Here is a 16,363-nt window from a genome sequence, read left to right on the forward strand (position 1 = left end):
TCGACAACCCGCCCGACGCAGGTCAGCGGGACGTGCAAGCGTTCGGCGGCTTTCCGGACTGCGTCCTCCTCCGCTGCGCGGGCGGTGAAGATGATCTCGTAGTCGTCGCCGCCTGTCGCCAGCAGCTCCAGCGCCGCTTCGGGATCGACCCGCCCCTCGAACCATTCGTCGGCGGCGGCGGATCGCGGGGTCTTCTCCAGATCCAGCTCGACGCCCACGCCGCTGGCGTCCGCAATATGCGCCGCATCGGCCAGCAGACCGTCCGACACATCAGCCGAGGCCGTGGCGAACTCCAGCACAACGGCCGCGAAGTCCAGGCGGGGTGTCGGGCGGCGATAGCGTTCGGCCAGGGCCGCGACCCGATCCGGCGCCAGAGACAGTTCGCCTCGCGCCGCTTTTAGGCCCAGCCAGCCGTCGCCTATGAAGCCGGTGACGAACACCAGATCGCCCGGCCGGGCCCCGGCCCGCGACACCACGCGTCCCCTGGCCCAGCCCAGCATGGTGACCGAGAAGCTGGCCGGTCCCGGCGTCTTCACTGTATCCCCGCCCAGCAGGCTGATCCCGAACGTGGCCTGATCCCGCGCCAGCCCGGCAGTGAACTGCTCGCGCTCGGGCCAGCCGCACCGCTCGGACCAGTGGCAGGCCAGCAGATAGCCGAACGGCTCGCCCCCCTTGGCCGCGAGGTCCGACAGGTTCACCCGCAGCAGCTTCTGCGCCACCGTGTCCAGCGGGTCGTCGGGCAGGAAGTGGACGCCCTCGACAATGGCGTCCTTGGTCAGGATCAAATCATGCCCCGGACGCGAGGGCAGCACGGCCACGTCGTCGGCCAGCCCCCTCGCCCACTCCGGATGGGCCAGCGGCTTCAGCAGCCGCTGGATGGTCTCGAACTCGCCGGCGACATCAACCGCGGGCATCGCGCGCCACGCCGTCCAGCGCCGCGTTCACGAATTTGGCCTCGGCGTCGTCGAAGAAGGCCTTGGCCAGCTCGACATATTCATCGATCACGATCTCACGCGGCACGTCCGGCTTGGACTGCAACTCCCACGCACCACAACGCAGCAGGGCTCGCAGGGTCGCGTCCAGACGCTCCAGCCGCCAGTTGGAGGCCAAGCGCGCCTTGATCGCCTCGTCGATGGCGCGCTGGTCGGCGACCACGCCCTGAACCACTTCAGCGAACCAGTCTTCGTCGGCCTCGGCCAGGGGCTGGCCCTCGATGTCGGCGTCGAAGCGGTGATTGCGGAACTCGGTCACGACGGCGTCGACGCCCTCGCCCGCCAGCTCCATCTGGTACAGGGCCTGGACGGCGGCCAGTCGCGCGACCGTGCGGGCGCGGCGCTGACGGCTGGTCAACTGGGGTTCGGCCCGGGCCTTATCAGCCTCGGCCAGCTGGGCCATCACCTCGGCGACGGTCGCGGGGGTGTTCTTCTGTTCGGTCATGCCGATGCTCCGTCACCAAGACCGACGCGCAAACGCTTGCGCAATGCGATGAGATCAAGACAGGCGCGCGCCGCGCCGCCGCCCTTGTCGCCTTCGCTCAGGCGGGCGCGGGCCCAGGCCTGATCCTCGTCCTCGGTCGTCAGGATGCCGTTGCCGATGGCCAGCCCCTTCAGGCCCAGTTGGGTGATCCCCGCCGCCGACTGATCCGAGACGATCTCGAAATGATAGGTCTCGCCCCGGATAATGCAGCCCAGGGCGACATAGCCGTCATAGCGCGGCGCCGTCGGATAGCGGCCGGCCTCCTCGGCCATGGCGATGGCGGTCGGAACCTCCAGCGCGCCGGGCACGGTGACCACGTCGAACTGGGCGCCTTGCGCGCGCAGGGCGTCCTTCGCCCCTTCCAGAAGGGCGTCGGCCAGTTCGTCATAGAAGCGCGCCTCGACGATCAGCACGCGGATTGGGTCGTTCAGGATTGGTCTTCTCCGTCCATGTCGCGCCAGCCCACGATGCGGAGGCCATAGCCTTCCAGCGCCGTCGGATTGGGCCGCGTCGAGCTCATCACGATCATGTCTTTAACGCCGAGGTCGAGCAGAATCTGCGCCCCGACGCCATAGGCTTTCAGCGAACGGTCCAGCGCCTCGGGCTTGGGCGCGCCGGTCAGGCGCTCGGCCAGACCATGCAGCGCCGGGTCGCGCAGGAAGACGGCCACGCCGGGCCCGTCATTCTGGCTCAGCGCCTTCAGCGCCTTGGGGATGTAATCCTGTCGCGCCTCGACATGGCCCAGCAGGTCGGCGGCGAAGTCGATCTGGTGCATGCGAACGATGGTCGGCTTGGTGGGGTCGATCTTGCCGCTGACCAAGGCGATATGTTCGGCGCCCTCGATGGTGTTCCGGTACAGCATCAGGCGGAACGGGCCGCCGTGGACGCTCTCGAACGGCGTATCCAGCACCCGCTCGACGAACCGCTCGGTCCGGCGGCGATAGGCAATCAGGTCGGCGATGGTGCCGATCTTCAGGCCGTGCAACTGGGCGAAGGCGATCAGGTCAGGCATCCGCGCCATCGTCCCGTCGTCGTTCATGATCTCGCAGATCACGCCCGCCGGGGTCAGGCCGGCCATGCGGCTGATGTCCACCGCCGCCTCGGTGTGGCCCGTGCGGACCAGCACGCCGCCGTCACGCGCGACCAGCGGGAAGATGTGGCCCGGCGAGACGATGTCGTCTGCGCCCCGGCTGGGGTCCGACGCGACCTGGACCGTGCGCGCGCGATCAGCGGCGCTGATCCCGGTCGTCACACCGTCCTTCGCCTCGATCGAGACGGTGAAGGCGGTGCCCATGCTCTCGCGGTTCTCGGCCGTCATCGGCGGCAGACGCAGTTGTCGCGCGCGCTCGGCCGTCACGGCCAGGCAGATCAGGCCGCGCGCGTGGCGGGCCATGAAGTTGATCTGGTCCGGCGTGGCGAACTGGGCCGGAATAATGATGTCGCCCTCGTTCTCACGATCCTCGGCGTCCACCAGGATGTAGGGCTTGCCGTTGCGGGCGTCCTCGAGGATTTCCTCGATCGAGCTGATCGGGCTGTCGTTCATGTTGGCCGCAAGCGTTCCGGTGTTCATGGGCATCACGCCGTCTCCTGCCACCGCGCGAGGTATCGCGCCAGCATGTCGATCTCCAGATTGACCTTGTCGCCGCTTTTCAGGGCGCCCAGCGTCGTGGCGTCCCAGGTGTGGGGGATGATGTTCAGGCCGAAGTTCCGCCCATCGACCGCGTTCACGGTCAGGGACACGCCGTCGACCGTGATCGACCCCTTGGGCGCGATAAAGCGGTGCAGCGGCCCCGGCGCCTCGATCTCGATCCGGTGCGAACCACCATCTGGCGTCACCGACACGACCGTTCCAAGTCCGTCGACATGGCCCGAGACGATATGGCCGCCCAGTTCGTCGCCCAGTTTCGCCGCGCGCTCCAGATTGACGCGGTGACCTTCGGTCCAGTCGCCGAGGTTTGTCTTTGACAGGGTTTCGCCCGACACCTCGACCGCGAACCAGCCGGGACCTTTTTCCGTGACCGTCAGGCAGCATCCCGCATGGCTGATCGAGGCGCCCAGATCGATGGTCGCCGTATCCCAGACGGTCTCGACCTCATAGCGGCGATCGCGCGCGGTCTGCTGGACGCTGCGGACACGGCCGATGTCGGTGACGATGCCGGTGAACATGAAAGGCTCCGGTCCCTTTCGGACCCAAAAACATAGTCTGATTAGTCTGAATCGTCTGAAACCGACCGGGTCAGGCGCGCGCGTAGCGCTCCCACAGGTCGTCCCCGAGCGGCTCGACGCCCAGACGACGGAACTTGGGGGCGTCGGCCAGCTTTGCAAGCGCCAGGGCCGCGACGCACGGCCGCCCCTCCCCGCCCAGCAGGATCGGCGCGCGGAACCATTCCAGCGTGTCCACCACGCCCGCCTGCAGGAACGACGCAGCCACGCGCCCGCCGCCCTCGATCAGGACAGAGGTGACGCCGCGCGCCGTCAACGCTTTCAGCACAGCCGGGATGGCCGGTCGTCCATCGTCCGCCTCGACCGCGATCGTCTCGGCCAGGCCGATGTGGCGGGGCTCGGCGGTCGTCAGGATCAGGGCGCCGGATGCGATCTTCGCCGTGGGCGGCGTTCGCAGGCGGCTGTCCAGCACGACCCGCAGCGGCTGATCGACCGCGCGTCCCGGCAGGCGCGCTGTCAGTTCGGGATCATCGGCCAGTACCGTCTCGACCCCGACCAGAATGGCGTCATGGCTGGCGCGCAGGCGATGGCCCTGCAGCCGCGCCTCTTCGCCCGTGATCCATTTGGACTCGCCCGTGGCCGTGGCGATGCGCCCGTCCAGCGACGTCGCCAGCTTCAGGGTGACGCGCATCAGGCCTTGCCCGGCTCGTCCAGCCCTTCGTCGCCCAGGAATTTGGCGAAGTCGCCCGTGTGGCGGAAGTCCTTGTAGACCGAGGCGTAGCGGACGTAGGCGACCTCATCGACCGACTTCAGCGCCTTCATGATGAAGTCGCCGACCGTGCTGGACGGGATCTCGGTCTCGCCCAGACTTTCCAGCTGGCGCACGATGCGGCTGACCAGCAGTTCGACCTGATCCGCCTGCACCGGTCGCTTGCGCAGGGCGATGCCCAGCGAGCGCTCCAGCTTGTCCCGGTCGAACGGCGTGCGGCGACCGTTGCGCTTCAGGATGACCAGTTCGCGCAACTGCACCCGCTCGAAGGTGGTGAAGCGCCCATTGCATTGCGGGCACGACCGGCGGCGGCGGATGGCCGCGCCGTCGTCCGACGGCCGGCTGTCCTTCACCTGGGTATCCGGATTTCCGCAGAAGGGGCACTTCATCAGGGGCTTATCCGTAAATGGGGAAGCGGTGGGTCAACTCTCGCACCTGGGCCGCCACGCCCGCGACCACGGCCGGGTCGGCTTCGTCGCCGCCGTTCATCGAGGACACGACGTCGGCGATCCAATGGCCGATCTGCTTGAACTCTTCCTCGCCGAAGCCGCGCGTCGTGCCCGCCGGCGTGCCCAGGCGAACGCCCGAGGTGACGGTGAAGGGCGCGGTGTCGAACGGCACGCCGTTCTTGTTGCAGGTCATCAGCGCCTTTTCGAGCTCATGCTCGGTCGCCTTGCCGGTCACGCTCTTGGGCCGCAGATCGACCAGCATCAGATGGCTGTCGGTGCCGCCCGAAACGATGGCCAGACCGCGCTCGATCAGAACGCCTGACAGCGCCTGGGCGTTCTTCACAACCTGCTGTGCATAGCCCTTGAACTCGGGCTTCAGCGCCTCGCCAAAGGCGACGGCCTTGGCCGCGATGACATGCTCCAGCGGGCCGCCTTGCAGGCCGGGGAAGACGGCCGAGTTGATCTTCTTGCCCAGATCCGTGTCGTTCGACAGGATCATGCCGCCGCGCGGGCCGCGCAGGGTCTTGTGCGTCGTGGTGGTGACGACGTGGGCGTGCGGGATCGGGTCCGGATAGGCGCCGCCCGCGATCAGACCCGCATAGTGGGCCATGTCCACCATCAGGTATGCGCCGACGCTGTCTGCGATCTCGCGGAAACGCTTGAAATCGATGTGGCGCGAATAGGCGGAGGCGCCGGCCAGGATCAGCTTGGGCTTCTCACGCTCGGCCATTTCGGCGACGTGGTCATAGTCGATCAGATGGGTGTCGTCGCGGACCTTGTAGGTCACGGGCCGGAACCACTTGCCCGACTGGTTGGCCGGCGAACCGTGCGTCAGGTGCCCGCCGCAGGCCAGATCCATGCCCAGGAAGGTGTCGCCGGGCTGCAGCAAGGTGAAGAAGACGGCCTGGTTGGCCTGGGCGCCCGAGTGCGGCTGCACGTTGGCGAAGGCGGCCCCGAACAGCTTCTTGGCGCGCTCGCGGGCCAGGTCCTCGGTGATGTCCACGAACTCGCAGCCGCCATAGTAGCGGCGACCGGGATAGCCTTCGGCGTATTTGTTGGTCAGGACCGACCCCTGCGCCTCAAGCACCGCCTTCGAGACGATGTTCTCGGACGCGATCAGCTCGATCTGCTCCTGCTGGCGACCCAGCTCGCCCTGGATGCCCTTGAAGATATCCGGATCGGCGTCGGCCAGCGTCCTGGAGAAATAGGCGTCGTGGGTAAAGGCGGTCACTGGCGGGCGTCCCGAGTCTGAAGGGCTGAACGGCGCATACTTCTAGGCCGCGCCGAAATTTACCACAACATCTAGTGGGTCGCGCCATTCCGCTCGAGCCTGAACGATGTCACCGTAGACGTATGCTCAGGCTGTCCCATGTTCTCGCCCCTACGCTCTTGCTTCTGGCAGGCTGCGTCACGAACGGTCCCGATCGCACCGATTTGGCCCAGGCGCTTCAGGCGCAGCCGGCCGCCATCAGCGCTGTTCGCTGTAACGGTTTTCCTGAAGAGCCGACCGAATATGCCTGCCGATATCTTAGTCGCGACGCAGGCGGCCGCTGGACGCCTCAGGAGGCTGTCATCGCTGCCGATGGATCAGCATGGGTGGTCATCGACGGCCCTACTCCGCGCTAGAGCGAAATCAGCGCCTCTCCAGCGCCCGCCTCAGCTTGGCGATGGCCACCCGCTCAACCGCGCGCGGTTCATGCGCCGGGCCGATGGCCGACACCTCGACGCCCGTAGCGGCGTGGACCGCCGAACATTTCACATAGGGGCCGTTGCGGACGAACTCGACGAGGACTTCGCCGAGCTCCGGCGGCGTCATCAGGCCGCGACCGGTCGCCGGGCCACGTTGCAGTGGGCCCACAGCTTGTCCATGGCGTCGACCAGCTTGTCGATCATGCCGTCGTCATGGTTCGGCGAGGGGGTGAAGCGCAGGCGCTCGGTTCCCTTGGGCACGGTCGGATAGTTGATCGGCTGAACATAGATGCCGAAATCTTCCAGCAGCATGTCCGAGATCATCTTGCAGTGGACCGGGTCGCCGACGTGCACCGGGACGATATGGCTGACGCTGGGCAGGACCGGGATGCCGGCGGCGGCGAAGCGCTGCTTCAGGGTCTCGGCGCGCTCCTGATGGGCGGCGCGCAGTTCGGGATGCGCCTTCAGATGGCGGACCGAGGCCAGCGCCCCGGCGGTCAGGGCCGGCGGCAGGCTGGTGGTGAAGATGAAGCCCGAGGCCCAGCTACGCACCGCGTCCACGATCACGGCGTCGGCGGCGATATAGCCGCCCATGACGCCGATGGCCTTGCCCAGGGTGCATTCGACGATGTCGATGCCGTCCAGCACCCCGTCCCGCTCGGCCACGCCCGCGCCGGTTTCGCCGTACAGGCCGACCGCGTGAACCTCGTCCAGATAGGTCAGGGCGCCGTATTCTTTCGCCAGGGCGATGGTTCCGGCCAGGTCGGCGATGTCGCCGTCCATCGAATAGACGCTCTCGAAGGCGATCAGCTTGGGCGCGTCCGCAGGGGCGTCCTTCAGCAGGGCCTCCAGATGCTCCAGATCGTTGTGCGCAAAGATATGCCGCTCGCATCCGCCGTTGCGGATGCCCGCGATCATCGAGGCGTGGTTCAGCGAGTCGGAGAAGATGATCAGCCCCGGCAGGATCTTCTGCAGGGTGGTCAGCGTCGCCTCATTGGCCACATAGCCCGAGGTGAACAGCAACGCCGCTTCCTTCTGGTGCCAGCTGGCCAGCTCGGCTTCCAGGTCGACCGCCGAACGGGTGGTGCCCGAGATGTTGCGCGTACCGCCGGCGCCGGCGCCCACGGCGTCGATCTCGGCCTGCATCGCCTCCAGCACCGCCGGGTGCTGGCCCATGCCCAGATAGTCGTTCGAGCACCAGACCACGACGTCCTGCTCGGTCCCGTCCTCGCGACGGCGGACCGCCTTGGGGAACTGGCCGCGCACGCGCTTCAGGTCGGCGAAGATGCGATAGCGCCCCTCGGCCTTCACCTGCTCGACGGCGGTCTGGAATGCGGCTTTGTAGTCAAACACCCGGGCAGCTCTGCGCGACGGAGAAACTTTCGCGGGTGATGCGCCCGTGGGGACGATTTGTCCATGAAACGACGCGGACAAATCGCCGCAAACCCTTAATTGATAACGGCTCTCAATGGCGATTCTGGTCATGCCGCACGATAGGCGATCAGACGCGGCCCGCCTTGATCGAGGTCAAGAGGACGCCAGTTCGTCCAGCCGCCCGCGCAGCATCTGGACCATGGCCGAGAAATCCTTGCCGCCGTAGCCCAGGCCGCTGAACAGGGCGTACAGGGCCTCTGCCTGGGCGCCCAAGGGCGTGGTCGCGCCTGCCTTGGCCGCCGCGTCCTGGGCCAGTTTCAGGTCCTTCAGCATCATGGCCGTGGCGAAACCGCCTTCGTAGCGCCGGTTCGACGGCGCCGTCGGCACCGGACCGGCCCAGGGGTAATAGTTGCTGACGCTCCAGCACTGGCCCGACGACTTGGACGCGATCTCGAAGAACCGCTCGGGCTCCAGACCCAGCTTTTCGGCCAGGGCGATGGCTTCGCAGGTTCCGACCATGCTGATGCCCAGCAGCATGTTGTTGCAGATCTTGGCCGCCTGGCCCGCGCCGTGATCGCCCGCGCGGATGGTGATGCGGCTCATCGGTTCCAGCGCCGCCTCGATCCGGGCGAAGTCGCCCTCGTCGCAGCCGACCATGAAGGCCAGCGTCCCGGCGTCCGCCGCCGCCGTGCCGCCCGACACCGGGGCGTCGGCAAAGGCATAGCCGGCTTCCTTGGCCAGGCCCGCGACCTTGCGCGCCGTCTCAACGTCGATGGTCGAGCAATCCAGCAACAGGGCGCTGCTGGGCGCCGCGCCGATGATCTGTTCGGAATAGACGCCCAGCACGTGCGGCCCTGCGGGCAGCATGGTGATGACCACCTCGGCGTCCTTCACCGCCTCGGCGACAGAATCGACCGCCCGGCACCCGGCCTCCGCCGCCCGCTCAAGGGCGGCGGCTGACAGGTCGAAGGCGGCGACGTCGTGGCCGGCCTTGGCCTGGTTGGCGGCCATGCCGCCACCCATATTACCGAGACCGATGAAGGCGATGCGGGTCATTGCGAGCGTTTCCCTGTAGTTTTGCCGCAGGGTTAGCGGCTCGCCGTCGGGTACGCCAGCGGCGCCTTTCAGTTTCAGCCGGGCTTGCGGAAACGATAGACGAATTGGTCGGTCCTGCCGCGAATGGCTTCGTCAAAGACGTTCAACGTGTGATCGTCGCCCGGATTGGCCACGGCCTCGCTGGCGTCGTCAAAGACGAAGCCCGCCGCCTCGACCTCGCGACGCAGCTGGGCGCCCTCGATGCGGTGCAGGGTTTCGACCGCCGAGATCCCGGCGCCGGACGCGGCTTCGTGGTCGATCACCACGAACACGCCGCCGGGCTTCAGCGCCTTGAAGATGTCGGCGTTCATCCTGGCCACATCCACGCCGAAACGGGGGATATGGAAGTCGTGGTATTCCTGGCTCATGAAGACCACGTCCAGCGGCTGGTCGAAGGTCATGGCGTCCAGGTCACCGTTGACGCGCGTCACGTTCGGATAGGCGGCGACCAAGGCGTCGGCGCGCGGGTTCTCACGCTCCGCCGTGCGATTGGGCACGAAAGCGTAGACGTGGCCGTCGGCGCCGACGACACGCGCGAACAGGCGGGTGAAATACCCCGCGCCGGGCCGGATGTCGGCCACCCGATCACCCGCCTTGATCCGCGCGAAGGCCAGCATCTGGTCCGGATGGCGCAGCGCATCGCGCGCCACCTCGTCCGCCGGACGCAGCTGGTCGGCGACGGCGGCGGCATAGGCGGGATCCGGGGTCTGGGCGAATGTGGGCGCGGCGACGACCGCAAGGGCCGAAAGGGCGACAGCGAAAAGACGGGCCTTCATGACAGCCTCCATTTTCAATCGCCGCAGACTAGCCCTTCTCCCTCAAGGGGAGAAGGATTTCAGAGCGCCGTCCATGCCTCATCTGCTGGCAGTGGTGCGAACAGATCGTCCACCATGGCGTCTGTCACCCCCTCAACCGTCGCGGGCGACCATTTTGGCGCATTGTCCTTATCGACGATCACCGCCCGCACACCTTCCTGGAAGTCGCGGGTGCGCACGACCTGGCCGCCCAGGGCGTATTCCATCGCCATGTTGTCAGCGAAGCTGTCCAGCGCCCCGCCGGTGCGGATCTGGCGCAGTGACACCTTCAGCGACTGCGGCGACTTCGTCTTCAGGATCGCCAGCTGCGCCAGCGCCCATTCCGACCCGTCGGCATCCAGCGCCACAAAGATTTCCTCGACCGTGTCGAAGGCGAACAGGCGCTCAATGGCCTCCAGATGCGGTTCGATGGTCGGTTCGCCCGCATCATCCTCCAGCCCGTCGGCGATATCCGCCGGATGCGCCGGATCGGTCGACAGGATGGCCCGGAACGCCTCCAGCGCGTCGCTGGGCAGATAGTGCGTGTGGATGCCCAGGAAGACGGTGTCTGCCGCCTTCAGCCGCGCGCCGGTCAGCGCCAGCCACACCCCCGTCTGGCCCGGCAGACGGGGCAGGAACCACCCGCCGCCCACGTCGGGGAACAGGCCGATGCCGGTTTCTGGCATGGCGTAGGTGGTCCGCTCGGTGGCGATCCGCACCTCGGCCGGTTCGCTGATGCCGACCCCGCCGCCCATGACGATGCCGTCCACCAGCGCCGTCACCGGCTTCGGATAGTCGAACAGCAGGTGGTTCAGCCGGTATTCCGACAGGAAGAAGGCCTTCGCCTCCGACGCATCGCCCGCGCCGCTTTCGGCGATCATACGGATGTCGCCGCCCGCGCAGAAGCCGCGCTCGCCCGCATGGTCGATCAGTATGGAGGAGACGGAGGGATTCGAACGCCAGTCCAGCAACGCCGCCGTCATCGCCTCGCACATGCCCCGGTTCAGCGCGTGGATAGCCCTGGGCCGGTTCAGCGTGATCCGGCCGACGCCGCCATGGATGCGGGTGATGACTTCGGGTTCGGCGACTTCACTCACTTCGACAGCTCCCGCGCCACGATCACGCGCATGATCTCGTTGGTGCCTTCCAGGATGCGGTGAACGCGCAGGTCGCGCACGATCCGTTCCAGCGGATAGTCCTTCAGATAGCCATAGCCGCCGTGCAGTTGCAGCGCCGCGTCGGCGATCTGGAAACAGGCGTCGGTGGCCAGGCGCTTGGCCATTGCGCACCATTTGGTCTTTTCCGGATGGTCGGTGTCGATGGCCCAGGCGCCGCGCAGGACCATCAGACGGGCGGCCTCCAGATCGGTGGCCATGTCGGCCAGCTGAAACTGGGTGTTCTGGAACTCCCCGATCGGCTTGCCGAACTGCTTGCGCGACGCGACGTAGTCCTGGGCCGTCTCCAGCGCCAGCCGCGCGCCGCCCAGCGAACAGGCGGCGATGTTCAGCCGTCCGCCGTCCAGACCGGCCATGGCGTAGCGGAAGCCCGCGCCTTCGTCCCCCAGCAGATTGGCGACCGGCACGCGGCAGTCGTCGAACTGGACGATAGCGGTCGGCTGGGCGTTCCAGCCCATCTTCTTTTCCTGCGCCCCGAAAGACAGGCCGGGCGTCCCCGCCTCGACCACAATGGCGCTGATCCCCTTGGGGCCCTCGCCGCCCGTGCGGACCATGACCACATAGACATCGGACGTGCCCGCGCCGGAGATGAAGGCCTTTGACCCGTTCAGCACATAGTGGTCGCCGTCGCGCACCGCCGTCGTCCGCAGCGCCGCCGCGTCGGAGCCCGAGCCCGGCTCGGTCAGGCAATAGCTGGCGATCCTGTCCATCGTGACCAGCGACGGCACGAACCGCGCCCGCAGATCGGCCGAGCCGAAGCGGTCGATCATCCAGGTCGCCATGTTGTGGATCGAGATAAAGGCCGCCGCCGCCACGTCGCCGCGCGACAACTCTTCAAAGATCACCGCCGACTCGACCCGGCCCAGCGCCATGCCGCCGTGCTCCTCGCCCGTATAGATGCCGCAGAAGCCCATCTCGGCCGCCGCCTTCATCGTCTCGACCGGGAAATGCTTGTCCTCGTCCCATTTCGCCGAATGGGGCGCCAGCTCGGCGTCGGCAAAGGCCCGCGCCGCATCCTGGATCGCGCGCTGGTCGTCGGAAAGGGCGAAGTCCATCCTCAGGCTCCCGTCTGGATCGCGGCTTGGCGCCGTCTGTGGCGCGCTTCTAGCGACTGCCGGCCCGCCCGTCACCCCATGCGCCCTGTTCGGTTCGATTGATGCGGCCATCCTATGGACACTGGACAAGCCCTTGTTTTCAAACGCGCCGATCATTTCTGGCGACGTTCGCCCCGCCATAGTCAGCCACCCGGCTATGATGACCGCATGACCTCGCGCCTCACATCCGTTCGCCCTGTGTCCCTGGGCCGACCGCATTGGACGGATTGGACTCTTTGGACGCTTTTTTTCGTTGGACGCTCCAGGCCCCAGCCGCCGGCTTTTGCCATCGGGACGGCTTTGGCCTAAGGCGCCGCCATGACCACGCCCTTCGCTCCCGCCGCCTTTCCCTATGCCCGTCCGCGTCGCCTGCGCTCGCAGCCGTGGGTTCGCCGCCTGGTCGCCGAGACGACCCTGACGCCCGCCGACCTGATCTGGCCGCTGATCGTCCATGACGGGGCCGAGGATCGGCAGCCGGTCGCCTCCATGCCCGGTGTCGATCGCCTGTCGCCGAAGGAAGCGGCCAGAGCCGCAGTGCAGGCGCGCGATCTGGGCATTCCCATGGTGGCGCTGTTCCCCAACATTGGCGGCGCGGCCAAGGACAACGTCGGCACGGCCGCCAGCGACCCGGACGGCCTGATCCCCGACTGCATCAAGGCGATCAAGGACGCGGCGCCCGAGATCGGCGTCATGACCGACGTGGCGCTGGACTGCTACACCGACCACGGCCACGACGGGGTGCTGGAGGACGGCCGCATCGTCAATGACGCGACGCTGGAGCGGCTGGCCGAACAGGCCTTCATCCACGCCCATGCGGGCGCCGACGCCGTCGCCCCGTCCGACATGATGGACGGCCGCGTCCAGGCCATCCGCGAGGCGCTGGAGGCGAACGGCCTGCCTGACACGCTGATCATCAGCTATGCCGCCAAATACGCGTCCTGTTTCTATGGCCCCTACCGTGACGCGGTGGGCTCGTCGAAATCGCTGACGGGCGACAAGAAGACGTATCAGATGGACTACGCCAACACGGACGAGGCGCTGCGCGAGGTGGCGATGGACATTTCCGAGGGCGCCGACGCCCTGATCGTCAAGCCGGGCCTGCCCTATCTGGATATCGTCCGGCTGGTCTCCGACACCTTCAAGATCCCGACCTTCGCCTATCAGGTGTCCGGCGAATACGCGATGATGCAGGCCTCCATCGCCAACGGCTGGCTGGAGGAAGACCGCGCCGTGCTGGAGACCCTGCACGCCTTCAAGCGCGCGGGCGCGTCCGGTGTCCTGACCTATTTCGCGCCTAAGGCCGCCCGCCTGATGGGGGCGTAGGCGGACCCGGGCGCTCGACCTTCACCAGGTCGATGACGGCCACGATCTGGGAAGCGCGCCAGTAAACGCCGAAATAGAACAGCATCTGAAGAGCGATGCACAGCGTCGCGATGGCCGTCGCCACGCCGAACACCGAAAACGATGTCGCCAGAAACACCCGCATGAACTCCGGCGCCGCCTGCAGGGTCGCAAGCGTCAGTGTGACCGGCACGGTGATGTAAAACAGCGCCGCCGCCTTCCACAGCGCCTCGCTACGCCGGGCGTTGACAGCCGCCACTCCGGCCAGACGATCAAGCAGATCGGGCGACGCCCCGGACAGGCGCATCCGGGCTTCCTGAACCGCCGGGATCTTCAACAGGGACGACGCGAGGTCCAGGTCATAAAAGCCCCAACCGCCGCGCGAGTTGAGCATCTGCCACATAAAGCGCCCGAACCGGAAATCGCGAACCAGCGCGCGCCATACCGGCCAAAGCTGGTCGTCGGTCAGGTCCCTCTGCGGTCTTGCAGCCTTGCGGCCAGGCTTGACGTGTCCCATCGCGATCCCCCCATCGCTTGAACTTCAGAATAGAACTGATCCACCAGCGCCGTCAGGGCAAGGTGACTGCCGTTGGCGCGCGCCTCGTCCAGCACCAGACCCAGGTCCTTGCGCATCCAGTCGACGGCGAAGCCGAAGTCGAATCGCCCCTCGGCCATCGTCTTCCAGCGGTTGTCCATCTGCCACGACTGGGCCGCGCCTTTCGACACGGCCTCCAGCGCGGCGTCGGTGTCCAGACCGGCTGACTGGGCGAAATGCACCGCCTCAGCCAGACCCTGAACCACCCCGGCGATGCAGATCTGGTTGACCATCTTGGTCAGTTGGCCCGTCCCGGCCTCGCCCATGTGCTTCACCGCTGCGCAATAGGCCCGCAGCACCGGCTCCACTCGCGCCAGCGCCTCGGCGTCGCCGCCGACCATGGCGCTCAGCCGCCCGTTCTCAGCCCCCGCCTGCCCGCCCGACACCGGCGCATCAAGAAAGCGGCGCCCCTGCCCGGCCGCCAGCGCGGCCATCTCGCGCGCTACTCTGGCCGAGGTGGTGGTGTGATCCGCGATCACGGCGCCGGTCGCCAGATGCGGCAGGGCCTCGGTCACGACGGCGCGGACGTCATCGTCATCGCCCACGCACAGGACCAGCAGCTCGGCCCCCTGCGCCGCCTCGGCCACGGTGGTGGCGAACCGTCCGCCCGTCGCCCCGGCCCAGGCCTGCGCCTTGGCGGGCGAGCGGTTGAAGCCGACGACCTGATGCCCCGCGGCCACCAGATGACCGGCCATCGGCGCGCCCATGATGCCCAGACCGGCGAAGGCGATCTTCATTCCTCAGGCTCCTGCGCGACCCCGTAGCGGCCCCGGAAATAGGTCAGTGAGTCCCCCGGCCGGGCATGGAACGCCTCGACCCGGCCCACGATCATCAGATGGTCGCCCATCTGTATACGGGCATGGGCCACGCACTCGAACCGGGCCAGCGCCTCGGGCAGGCCCGGCGGACCGTCGCCGCGGCGTTCATATTCCCCGGGCTCAAGCGTGCACACACCCCGGGCGAACCGCGTCGCCAAATCACTGTCTTCTGACGGCAAAACATGGATCGCGAATCGCTCCGCCCCGGCGAACGCAGGCCACCGTTCGGATCGCTCATCCAGGCTCCACACCACCAGTCGGGGTGACAGGGATACCGAAGCGAATGAGTTGATGGTGATGCCCACCGGCCCGCCCTCGGCGTCGGCCGTGACCACGCACACGCCCGTCGCAAAGGCGCCCAGCGCCCGTCGATAGGCCAGGGTCTCTTGGTCGGGATGATCGGGCAGCGGTTCCAGCGTCACGCCCCCGACCTAGTGGTCGCCATCGCGAGAGGCAAGCGGCCGGACATCGGTCACAGGTCCCGAAATGGGAAACACGCCCTTAACCGTCGGCGGTCTAGGGCTGGCTGACTTCCTAAAGGATGCGCCCCATGGCCATGAGCGATCGCCCGATCGTCATCAAGAAGGTGAAGAAGGTCGTCGGCGGCGGCCACCACGGTGGCGCGTGGAAGGTCGCCTATGCGGACTTCGTCACCGCGATGATGGCCTTCTTCCTGCTGATGTGGCTGATCAACACGACCGATCCGGAGCAGAAGCGCGGCATCGCCGAATATTTCGCCCCCGCCAGCGTCTCGTCCAGCACCTCCGGCTCGGGCGGCATTCTGGGCGGCACGGCCCTGGGTGATGACGGGGCCAAGGGATCGGGCTCCATGTCCGTGATTCAGCAACTGGCGCCCGATGCGCCTGAAAACGCCCCTGACCAGGCCGGGACCAACGCCAATCTGGCCGCCGCCAGCGAAGCCGAACTTCGCGAGGAGATCGCCCGCCGCGAGGCCGCCGATTTCGCAAGCGCCGCCGAATCCCTGCGTCAGGCCATGCAGTCGATGCCGGAACTCGCCGAGCTGTCCAAACAACTGATCATCGACCAGACGCCCGAGGGCCTGCGCATCCAGTTGGTGGATCAGGAAGGCCGTTCGATGTTCGACAACAACTCGGTCCAGCCGAACGCCCGCGCCCAGCTGCTGCTGCGCGCCGTCTCGCGGGTCATCAATCAACTGCCCAACCGGATCTCCATCACCGGCCACACCAGCGCCACGCGCGGTTCAGGCCGGGCCAGCGCGGCCGGTGACTGGCGTCTGTCGTCGGAACGCGCCAACGCCTCGCGCGTCGTGCTTCAAGGGGCAGGCGTCGATGCGGACCGCGTCTATCAGGTCTCGGGCAAGGCGGGCTCAGACCCCCTCTATCCCGACGATCCGGCGCTGGCGGGCAACCGCCGGATCGCCATTGTCCTGCTGCGCGAGGCGCCGGTCCTGCCCAGTGACACCAGCCTGTAAAGACGGGCTTGCCTGACGCACCCGGACGGCGCTCTATCAGGACATGACGACGATGACGGCGAAGCCAGCAGCAAAGGG

At 67.3% G+C, this 16,363-nt stretch carries 19 protein-coding genes; 2 read left to right on the forward strand and 17 right to left on the reverse strand.

Translation table 11 applies throughout. From position 1 onward, the window contains the following. From thiL to EON91_RS07775, 14 genes are all read right to left on the reverse strand, one after another. The coding region (thiL, locus tag EON91_RS07710) for a thiamine-phosphate kinase (protein WP_292093120.1) at positions 1–914 on the reverse strand (914 nt) is incomplete at its 3' end. After that, positions 901–1,437: a transcription antitermination factor NusB gene (gene nusB, locus EON91_RS07715; RefSeq protein ID WP_292093122.1), complete on the reverse strand. Its 537-nt coding sequence runs from the start codon at positions 1,435–1,437 to the stop codon at positions 901–903. The genes nusB and thiL, both read right to left, overlap by 14 nt. Next, entirely contained in the window at positions 1,434–1,907 is a 474-nt protein-coding gene (ribH, locus tag EON91_RS07720; protein WP_292093206.1) for a 6,7-dimethyl-8-ribityllumazine synthase, read from the reverse strand. The genes nusB and ribH overlap by 4 nt, the downstream gene beginning before the upstream one ends. Then, complete coding sequence (gene ribB / locus EON91_RS07725) at positions 1,904–3,046, reverse strand: 3,4-dihydroxy-2-butanone-4-phosphate synthase (protein WP_292093208.1); 1,143 nt, start codon at positions 3,044–3,046, stop codon at positions 1,904–1,906. Before ribB ends, ribH begins: the two co-directional genes overlap by 4 nt. Positions 3,047–3,051: 5 nt before the next feature. Continuing rightward, positions 3,052–3,642 carry a riboflavin synthase gene (locus EON91_RS07730; RefSeq protein ID WP_292093124.1) on the reverse strand — a complete coding sequence of 197 codons (591 nt, stop codon included), beginning with the start codon at positions 3,640–3,642 and terminating at the stop codon, positions 3,052–3,054. Positions 3,643–3,712: 70 nt separating this feature from the next. Continuing rightward, positions 3,713–4,330, reverse strand: coding sequence for a RibD family protein (locus EON91_RS07735; protein ID WP_292093126.1), 618 nt, complete (start codon positions 4,328–4,330; stop codon positions 3,713–3,715). Continuing rightward, on the reverse strand, positions 4,330–4,797 hold the full coding sequence (gene nrdR, locus EON91_RS07740; RefSeq protein WP_292093128.1) for a transcriptional regulator NrdR: 468 nt from the start codon (positions 4,795–4,797) through the stop codon (positions 4,330–4,332). Before nrdR ends, EON91_RS07735 begins: the two co-directional genes overlap by 1 nt. A gap of 7 nt (positions 4,798–4,804) precedes the next feature. Further along, entirely contained in the window at positions 4,805–6,088 is a 1,284-nt protein-coding gene (glyA, locus tag EON91_RS07745; RefSeq protein ID WP_292093129.1) for a serine hydroxymethyltransferase, read from the reverse strand. Between the two features lie 402 nt (positions 6,089–6,490). Next, positions 6,491–6,673: a hypothetical protein gene (locus EON91_RS07750; RefSeq protein ID WP_292093132.1), complete on the reverse strand. Its 183-nt coding sequence runs from the start codon at positions 6,671–6,673 to the stop codon at positions 6,491–6,493. Next, on the reverse strand, positions 6,673–7,899 hold the full coding sequence (hemA, locus tag EON91_RS07755; RefSeq protein WP_292093135.1) for a 5-aminolevulinate synthase: 1,227 nt from the start codon (positions 7,897–7,899) through the stop codon (positions 6,673–6,675). The genes EON91_RS07750 and hemA overlap by 1 nt, the downstream gene beginning before the upstream one ends. Before the next feature lie 174 nt (positions 7,900–8,073). Beyond that, entirely contained in the window at positions 8,074–9,006 is a 933-nt protein-coding gene (gene mmsB / locus EON91_RS07760) for a 3-hydroxyisobutyrate dehydrogenase (RefSeq protein ID WP_366250206.1), read from the reverse strand. Between the two features lie 44 nt (positions 9,007–9,050). After that, positions 9,051–9,791 (reverse strand): methyltransferase domain-containing protein, encoded by a 741-nt coding sequence (locus EON91_RS07765; RefSeq protein WP_292093139.1) that lies wholly within the window; start codon positions 9,789–9,791, stop codon positions 9,051–9,053. A 59-nt stretch (positions 9,792–9,850) separates the two neighbouring features. Beyond that, positions 9,851–10,906 (reverse strand): enoyl-CoA hydratase/isomerase family protein, encoded by a 1,056-nt coding sequence (locus EON91_RS07770; RefSeq protein ID WP_292093142.1) that lies wholly within the window; start codon positions 10,904–10,906, stop codon positions 9,851–9,853. Next, positions 10,903–12,039, reverse strand: coding sequence for an acyl-CoA dehydrogenase family protein (locus tag EON91_RS07775; RefSeq protein ID WP_292093144.1), 1,137 nt, complete (start codon positions 12,037–12,039; stop codon positions 10,903–10,905). The genes EON91_RS07770 and EON91_RS07775 overlap by 4 nt, the downstream gene beginning before the upstream one ends. 357 nt (positions 12,040–12,396) lie before the next feature. Here EON91_RS07775 and hemB point away from each other — a divergent pair, with 357 nt between their 5' ends. Next, positions 12,397–13,401: a porphobilinogen synthase gene (hemB, locus tag EON91_RS07780; RefSeq protein ID WP_292093146.1), complete on the forward strand. Its 1,005-nt coding sequence runs from the start codon at positions 12,397–12,399 to the stop codon at positions 13,399–13,401. On the opposite strand, the gene EON91_RS07785 is transcribed toward hemB, so the two are convergent. From EON91_RS07785 to EON91_RS07795, 3 genes are all read right to left on the reverse strand, one after another. Next, a complete protein-coding gene (locus EON91_RS07785; protein WP_292093148.1) occupies positions 13,373–13,813 on the reverse strand; it encodes a hypothetical protein in 441 nt (146 codons plus the stop codon). The two genes, hemB and EON91_RS07785, sit on opposite strands and share 29 nt — an antisense overlap. Positions 13,814–13,884: 71 nt before the next feature. Further along, complete coding sequence (locus tag EON91_RS07790) at positions 13,885–14,751, reverse strand: NAD(P)-dependent oxidoreductase (protein ID WP_292093151.1); 867 nt, start codon at positions 14,749–14,751, stop codon at positions 13,885–13,887. Then, the gene (locus tag EON91_RS07795) at positions 14,748–15,254 is read right to left on the reverse strand and encodes a flavin reductase family protein (protein ID WP_292093152.1); all 507 of its coding nucleotides are present in this window, start codon (positions 15,252–15,254) and stop codon (positions 14,748–14,750) included. Before EON91_RS07795 ends, EON91_RS07790 begins: the two co-directional genes overlap by 4 nt. Before the next feature lie 128 nt (positions 15,255–15,382). Here EON91_RS07795 and EON91_RS07800 point away from each other — a divergent pair, with 128 nt between their 5' ends. After that, positions 15,383–16,285 carry a flagellar motor protein MotB gene (locus tag EON91_RS07800; RefSeq protein ID WP_292093154.1) on the forward strand — a complete coding sequence of 301 codons (903 nt, stop codon included), beginning with the start codon at positions 15,383–15,385 and terminating at the stop codon, positions 16,283–16,285. Positions 16,286–16,363: the final 78 nt, after the last annotated feature.

The organism is Brevundimonas sp. (assembly GCF_004210735.1).
GTDB lineage: Bacteria > Pseudomonadota > Alphaproteobacteria > Caulobacterales > Caulobacteraceae > Brevundimonas.